6 protein-coding genes are annotated in these 6,602 nt (G+C 69.7%); all 6 read left to right on the forward strand.

What is annotated here, in order from left to right:
• The first annotated feature begins 49 nt into the window (after positions 1–49).
• Positions 50–322, forward strand: coding sequence for a hypothetical protein (locus H7U20_RS19060; protein ID WP_199760731.1), 273 nt, complete (start codon positions 50–52; stop codon positions 320–322).
• Positions 306–611, forward strand: a complete 306-nt coding sequence (locus tag H7U20_RS19065; protein WP_199760732.1) for a hypothetical protein — start codon at positions 306–308, stop codon at positions 609–611. Before H7U20_RS19060 ends, H7U20_RS19065 begins: the two co-directional genes overlap by 17 nt.
• A complete protein-coding gene (locus H7U20_RS19070) occupies positions 608–2,215 on the forward strand; it encodes a PepSY-associated TM helix domain-containing protein (RefSeq protein ID WP_199760733.1) in 1,608 nt (535 codons plus the stop codon). The genes H7U20_RS19065 and H7U20_RS19070 overlap by 4 nt, the downstream gene beginning before the upstream one ends.
• The gene (gene fes, locus H7U20_RS19075; protein ID WP_199760734.1) at positions 2,212–3,504 is read left to right on the forward strand and encodes an enterochelin esterase; all 1,293 of its coding nucleotides are present in this window, start codon (positions 2,212–2,214) and stop codon (positions 3,502–3,504) included. Before H7U20_RS19070 ends, fes begins: the two co-directional genes overlap by 4 nt.
• A 19-nt stretch (positions 3,505–3,523) precedes the next feature.
• Positions 3,524–3,736, forward strand: a complete 213-nt coding sequence (locus H7U20_RS19080; protein WP_199760735.1) for an MbtH family protein — start codon at positions 3,524–3,526, stop codon at positions 3,734–3,736.
• 12 nt (positions 3,737–3,748) lie between these two features.
• On the forward strand, positions 3,749–6,602 hold a 2,854-nt coding region (locus tag H7U20_RS19085), incomplete at its 3' end, for an amino acid adenylation domain-containing protein (RefSeq protein ID WP_199760736.1).

The raw sequence follows: 6,602 nt of genomic DNA on the forward strand, positions 1-6,602 counted from the left end.
CGGCGGCCCCGGCGCCGCCGCATTTTCACATCTCGATATGGAAGCATCCGTGCACATACTGTTTTTTGTTCTGACCTGGCTGGCCTGCGCCATCCTCTACCTGAGCCACCGCCACCAGGGCTGGATGGCGCAACCCTTGGCGGCCACGCCTTGGCGCGCCGTCGGTGGCGTACTGCTGTTGCTGGCGCTGGGTTGCGGCCTGGCCGCCTTCAGCGCCATCACCGCCGTATTCGGCTGGCTGATGCTGCTCATGCTGGCCTTCAGCGTGCTGCCGTTTTTTTCCCTGTTGATCAAAAGGATGCGCCGTGAACAGCAAGCCTGAAAAAAAAGCGCCCATCCGTCCCGACTGGTGGAGCAAGACCCTGGTCGGCTGCCTGCTGGGTTGGACCCTGGCGCTGGCGCTGGCCGGCCTGTTCGCCTGGGCCGGCCCGGGCGGCATCGCGGCGCCGCAAAAGAACCAGTTCGTGATGTGGTTGATCGCGCCGATCTGGATGATGGTCTTCAGCCTGACCTATTTGTTCCGTAGCGGCTTGAGCGCGCTGGGCTGGCTGGGTGCCGCCAATCTGCTCGCCTATGCCGTGCTGTTTATGTACCGTGGACTTCCAACATGAAAATTCGTAGCGACATCCTGCGCATCTACCAAGCGCTGCACACCTGGGTCGGCATCGGCGCCGGCATGCTGCTGTTCATCGGCTTCTTCGCCGGCGCGCTGACCATGTTCAAGGCACCGCTGGACCGCTGGATCAGCAGCCCGGCGCAGACCTTGCAGCCGGTGGCCCAGGCCCAGCTCGACCCGCTGGTGCGCCAGGTGCTGGAGCAGCATCCGTCCGCGCGCAAGGGTTTCACGCTGCACCTGGAGCGGCACGAGAACGTCGCCGCGCCGGTCAGCTGGAGCGGCGACGAGGGCGGCCGCGAGATCGACCTGTCGGCCAAGCGCTGGCAAGCCACCTTGGACGGCGACGGCAAGCTGGTGGCGCGGCAGGAGCTGCCCTCGCTGCTGGCGCAGCTGATCGACATGCTGCACCGCACCGGCGGCGTGCCCGGCACGGTGGGCGACGAATACCTCGGCATCTACCTGATGGGCGTGGCCGGCGTGATGTACTTCCTGGCCCTGGTGTCGGGCGTGATCCTGCTGCTGCCGACGCTGGTGAAGGACTTCTTCGCGCTGCGCGCCGGTAAAAATCGCAAGCGCTTCTGGCTCGACGCGCACAACATCGTCGGCATCGCCAGCCTGCCGTTCCACATCGTCATCAGCGTGACGGTGATCGTGTTCGCCTTCCACGACCAGTTTTACGACAGCCTGCAGGAAGTGGTCTACGGCGAGACGCCGATGTTCCAACGTGGCGGCGGCAAGCCGGTGCCCCATTCGGTGAGCGAGATGCTGCCGGCCACCACGCTGATCGCCAAGGTGCAGCAGACCGCGCCGGACTTCCACATCAGCGAGATGCTGTTCATGGGCCTGGACGGACCACGGCCGATGATACGCGCGGCGGTGGTCAACCCGCGCCACCTGGTGCACGGGCCGGAGTCGGCCTACGTGATGATCAATCCCTACAGCGGCGAGGTGACCAACAAGACCATGCTGCCGGGTCACGCCGACACCTGGAGTTCGCTGGTGACGCCGCTGTTCGCGCTGCACTTCGGCAGCTACGGCGGGAATATGATGCGCTGGGTGTACTTCGTCTTCGGCCTGAGCGGCGCCTTCCTGTTCTACTCGGGGAATCTGCTGTGGGTGGAAAAGCGCCGCAAGAACCAGATCCGCGACCAGGCGCCGCCGCGCCAGACCTTGACCACCCTGCGCATGGCCTCGGCCACGCTGGGCGTCTGCCTTGGCTCGGTGGCCGGCGTGCTGCTGACCATGGTGGCCGGTAAGTGGTTGTACGGCTCGGCCGCCAACATCAACTCGGCCTATCTGGCGGTGTACTACAGCGTCTTCCTCGGCGCCGTGGCCTGGGCCTTTTGGCGTGGCCCGGCGCGCGGCGCGGTCGACCTGCTCAATCTGTGCGCCTTGGCCTCGCTGGCGATTCCACTGACCTCGCTGGCCGCCGCGCTGCTGCCGTCGCTGGGCTTGTGGGCGCACACCAGCGCCGCCACGCTGGGCGTCGATTTCGCCGCGCTGGCCGGCGCCGCGCTGCTGCTGTACGGCGCCCGCCTGACCGCGCGCCGCGTGCTGCACGGCCCGGTCGACAGCGTCTGGTCGGCGGTGCCGGCATGAGCGCGGGCCTGGCCGACGATCTGCTCGGCCGGGCCGACCTGGGCGGCGCCGCCTGGTGGCACGCGGTGGGCCAAGCCGGCACGCCGCTGTGCCGTGCGCTGCCGGACGGCCAGTTCGAACTGAGCTTCCTGTGGCGCGACCCGGACGGCGGCCCGGAGCGTTCCGACTGCCAGCGCGTCTATCTGGACGTGTATTCGCACACGCCGCATCCCACCGAGGCGCTGACCAGCATGGCGCGGCTTGGACACAGCGATGTCTGGTTGTGGCAAACACGGTTGCCGGCCGACTGGCGCGGCAGCTATTTCCTGATGCCGGCCAACAGCGATCAACTGCCACCGGCCGCGCCGGCGGCCCGCTCGGCGCTGCGGGAATGGTGGATCGCCCTGATGGCGAGCAAGGCGCAGGCCGATCCCTTGAACCGCCACACCCCGCACAAGGGCAGTTGGGGCGGGCCGTTGTCGGCGCTGTGTTTGCCGGCGGCGGCGGGCCACGCCGCCTGGGCGGCGCGCGACGCGCTGCCGCAGGGGCGCTTGCTGGCGCAGCGCTGGCGCAGCGCGCGGCTGGGGCGCGAGCGCGATGTATGGCTGTATCGCAGCGGCCCGGCCGATATCGCCAGCAACGGCGCCGCGCTGCCGCTGGTGATCCTGCTCGACGGTCACTACTGGGCGCGCCACATGGCCGTGTTCGGCCCGCTCGATGCCATGACGGCGCGCGGCGAGCTGCCGCCCGCCCTGTACCTGCTGGTCGACGCGCTGGACCCGGCGACGCGCGCCATGGAGCTGCCCTGTCAGGCCGATTTCTGGTTGGCCTTGCAGGAGGAACTGCTGCCGCAACTGCGGGCCGTGCAGCCGTTCAGCGAGCGGCCCGGCGACACGCTGGTGGCGGGGCAGAGCTTCGGCGGCCTGGCCGCGCTTTACGCGGCGCTGCGCTGGCCGGAGCGCTTCGGCATGGTGCTGAGCCAGTCCGGTTCGTTCTGGTGGGCGCAGCCAGACGAAGCCGGCGGCGCCGGCGCCGCCGCGAGCGCGGACGAGCATGGAGACGCGAGCGCCGGCGGTTGGCTCACGCGCGCCGTCAACGCCGGCCTGGGCGCCGGCGGCCGGCTGCGGGTCAAACTGGAGGTGGGCTGCTACGAGGCGGACATGGCGGCCGAAAGCCGCGCCATGCAGGCGGCGCTGCGGCGCGCCGGCCATGCGGCGGACTACGCCGAATATCGCGGCGGGCACGACTGGTTGTGCTGGCGCGACGGCCTGCTGGCCGGCCTGGACGAACTACTGAATTCAAGAACCTGAGACGAGAGGACACCACATCATGAGTCAAGAAAACTATCTGAACCCGTTCGACGACGAACAACTGCAATTCACCGTGTTGAGCAACGCCCAGGACCAGTACAGCCTGTGGCCGGAGTTCGCCGAGCGGCCGCAGGGCTGGGAAACCCGCTTCGGCCCGGCCTCGCGCAGCAGCTGCATCGACTTCGTCGAGAGCCACTGGAAGAGCATCAATCCGTTTAGCGCCGCGCGCTGAGAGGGCATCCGCATGAATCGTCCCCAAGCGCAGCAAGAAGTGTCCGGCGCCGTCGCCGTGGCCGCCGGCCATACCCGCGACCTGCCGTTGACCGGCAGCCAGCAGGGTATCTGGCTGGCCGACCAGGTGTCGGAACAGAAGAACAGTTACGTGATCTCGCATTGGATCTCCTTCCAGGGTGAGCTGCTGCCCGAGCTGCTGTGCCAGGCGATCCGTCAGGGTCTGACCGAAGCGGACACCGTCACCGCGCGCTACGTCGGCGGCAACCAGCAGCTGCGCGACGGCTTGAGCGCCGCCGACATCGACGCGCCCGAGCGCTTCGACTGGCGCGGCCAGGCCGACGGCCAGGCGCGCGCGCTGGAATGGATGTGGGCCGACACGCGCGCCGACTTGCCGCTGGACGGCGATCTGCCGCTGTACCGCCAGGCGCTGTTCCAGGTCCGCGACGGGCAGGGGCGCGACACCTGGTTGTGGTATCAGCGCTTCCACCACATCATGCTGGACGGCTTCAGCTTCACCGCGCTGACGCGGCGCATCGCCGCGCTCTACACGGCGCTGGCGCAAGGGACGGCGGCGCCGGACAGCACGCTGATCGGCGTGGCGGCGGTGGTCGATGAATATCTGGCCTACCAGGCCTCCGAGCGCAGGACCGCCGACCAGGCCTTCTGGCGCGGCTATTGCGAAGACATGCCGGCTCCGGCCAGCCTGTCGACGCGTGCGGCGGCCGAGCAGGCGGGCGGCGCCGGCTTGCTCACCTACGACCTGGCGTTGCCGGCCGCCACGCTGGCGCGCCTGCAGACGCTGGCATCGGCGCCGGTTGGCGGCGCGTCTGCGCGCCTGGCGGCACCGGACCTGATCATGGGGCTGCTGGCCGCCTACCTGTACCGCATGACCGGCCAGGCGCGCCAGGCCATCGGCGTGCCGTTCATGCGGCGTATGGGATCGGTCGCCATCCACTCCTCGGCGCCGGCGGTGAATGTGCTGCCGCTGCGGGTGGAGCTGGCGGCGCAGATGGACTGGCGCGCCGTGGCGACCTGTTTCAAGCAGGCGCTGAAACTGGTGCGGCCGCACCAACGCTACGACGCCGAGCAAATCCAGCGCGACATGCAGCTGGTCGGCTCCGGCCAAAAGCTGTACGGTGCGCTGATCAACTACAAGCTGTTCGACTATGAATTGGACTTCGGCGGCGCCGAGGGCGTCACCCACCACCTGGCCACCGGCCCGGTCGACGACCTGGAGTTCGGCTTGCTGGTGCACGGCGAACAGATCGCCATCGAACTGCGCGCCGACGCCGCCCGCTACCAGGCGGACGAGCTGGCCGGGCACGCGCAACGCATCGTCCGCCTGCTGGATAGCTGGCTGGCGCAACCGGAACAAGCGGTGGGCCAATTGCCCTTGATGGCGGCCGACGAGCGGGCCGCCGTGGCCGAGTGGTCGACCGGGGCGGCGGTGAGGCCGGCCGAGGGCGTGCACCATGTGCTGGACCTGCTGACGTTGCAGGCCGCGCTGCGGCCCGACGCCACCGCGCTGGTCAGCGGCGCCGAGCATTACAGCTTTGCCGCGCTGGCCGCCGGCGTGGCGCAACTGAGCCGCCTGCTGATCGCGCGCGGCGCCGCGCCGGGCACGGTGGTGGCGCTGGCCATGCCGCGTTCGGCCGACACCGTCCTGGCCATGCTGGCGATTCTGAACAGCGGCGCCACCTTGCTGCCGCTGGACCTGGACTACCCGGCCGAGCGCATGGCGATGATGTGCGAGGACGCCAATCCGCTCCTGCTGCTGAGCCGCAGCGACTGCGCGGCCGCACTGCCGCCGGCCATTCCCCGGCTGGACCTGGACGCCGCCGCGCTGCGCGCCGAGCTGGCCGGCCATGCCGCCCACGGGCTGGACGCCGACGAGCGCGGCGTCGCGCTGACGGCCGACTCGGTCGCCTACGTCATCTTCACCTCCGGCAGCACCGGCCGGCCGAAGGGCGTGATGAACACCCACGGCGCGCTGCTGAACCTGTTCGCCTCGCACCAGGACACCATCTACCGCCCGGCGCTGGACGCCGTGCGGGCGCGCCATCCGGGCCGCGCGCTGCGTGCCGCCCACACCCATTCCTTCTCCTTCGACTCGTCCTGGTTGCAGCTATTCTGGCTGCTGCACGGCCAGGAGCTGTACGTCATCGACGAGGACACCCGGCGCGACGCCCACGCCCTGGTGCAGGAGGTGCGCCGCCTGGCCATCGACGCGATGGACCTGCCGCCGTCCTTCCTGGCGCAGATGCTGGGCAGCGGCTTGGTGGAGCAGGGCGCCCACCAACCCAGCCTGATCCTGATCGGCGGCGAGGCCGCGCCGGCCGCCCTGTGGCGCCAACTGCGCGCCGTCCCCGGCCTGCTGTCGCACAATCTGTACGGCCCGACCGAATACACCGTCGACACCTTGCGCGCGGCGCTGGCCGACAGCGAGCGGCCGCTGATCGGCCGGCCGATCGGCAACACCTCGGTCTACGTGCTCGATGCCCGCCTGCAGCCGGTGCCGGTTGGCGTGGTGGGTGAACTTTACCTGGCCGGCAAGGGCCTGGCCGCCGGCTATCTGGCGCGCGGCGGCTTGAGCGCCGGACGTTTCGTCGCCAATCCCTTCGCCGCCGAAGCCGGCGCGCGGATGTACCGCAGCGGCGACCTGGTGCGCTGGAACCGCGCGGGACAACTGGAATTCGTCGGCCGTGGCGACGACCAGGTCAAGGTGCGCGGCTACCGCGTCGAAATCGGCGAGGTGGAGAACGCGCTGTCGCTGTTGCCCGGCGTGGAGAGCGCGCTGGTGCTGGCGCAGGCCGTCAACAACAGCCATCGTTTGATTGCCTACTGCGTCGCGCCGTCGTCCGCCG

Origin of the sequence: Rugamonas violacea, assembly GCF_016461825.1 — a bacterium.
Lineage (GTDB): Bacteria > Pseudomonadota > Gammaproteobacteria > Burkholderiales > Burkholderiaceae_D > Rugamonas.

Bases quoted from the DNA above. Each gene is read 5' to 3' on its own strand.
- H7U20_RS19070 (WP_199760733.1), top strand. From the start codon at position 608: ATGAAAATTCGTAGCGACATCCTGCGCATCTACCAAGCGCTGCACACC.
- fes (WP_199760734.1), top strand. From the start codon at position 2,212: ATGAGCGCGGGCCTGGCCGACGATCTGCTCGGCCGGGCCGACCTGGGC.
- H7U20_RS19080 (WP_199760735.1), top strand. From the start codon at position 3,524: ATGAGTCAAGAAAACTATCTGAACCCGTTCGACGACGAACAACTGCAA.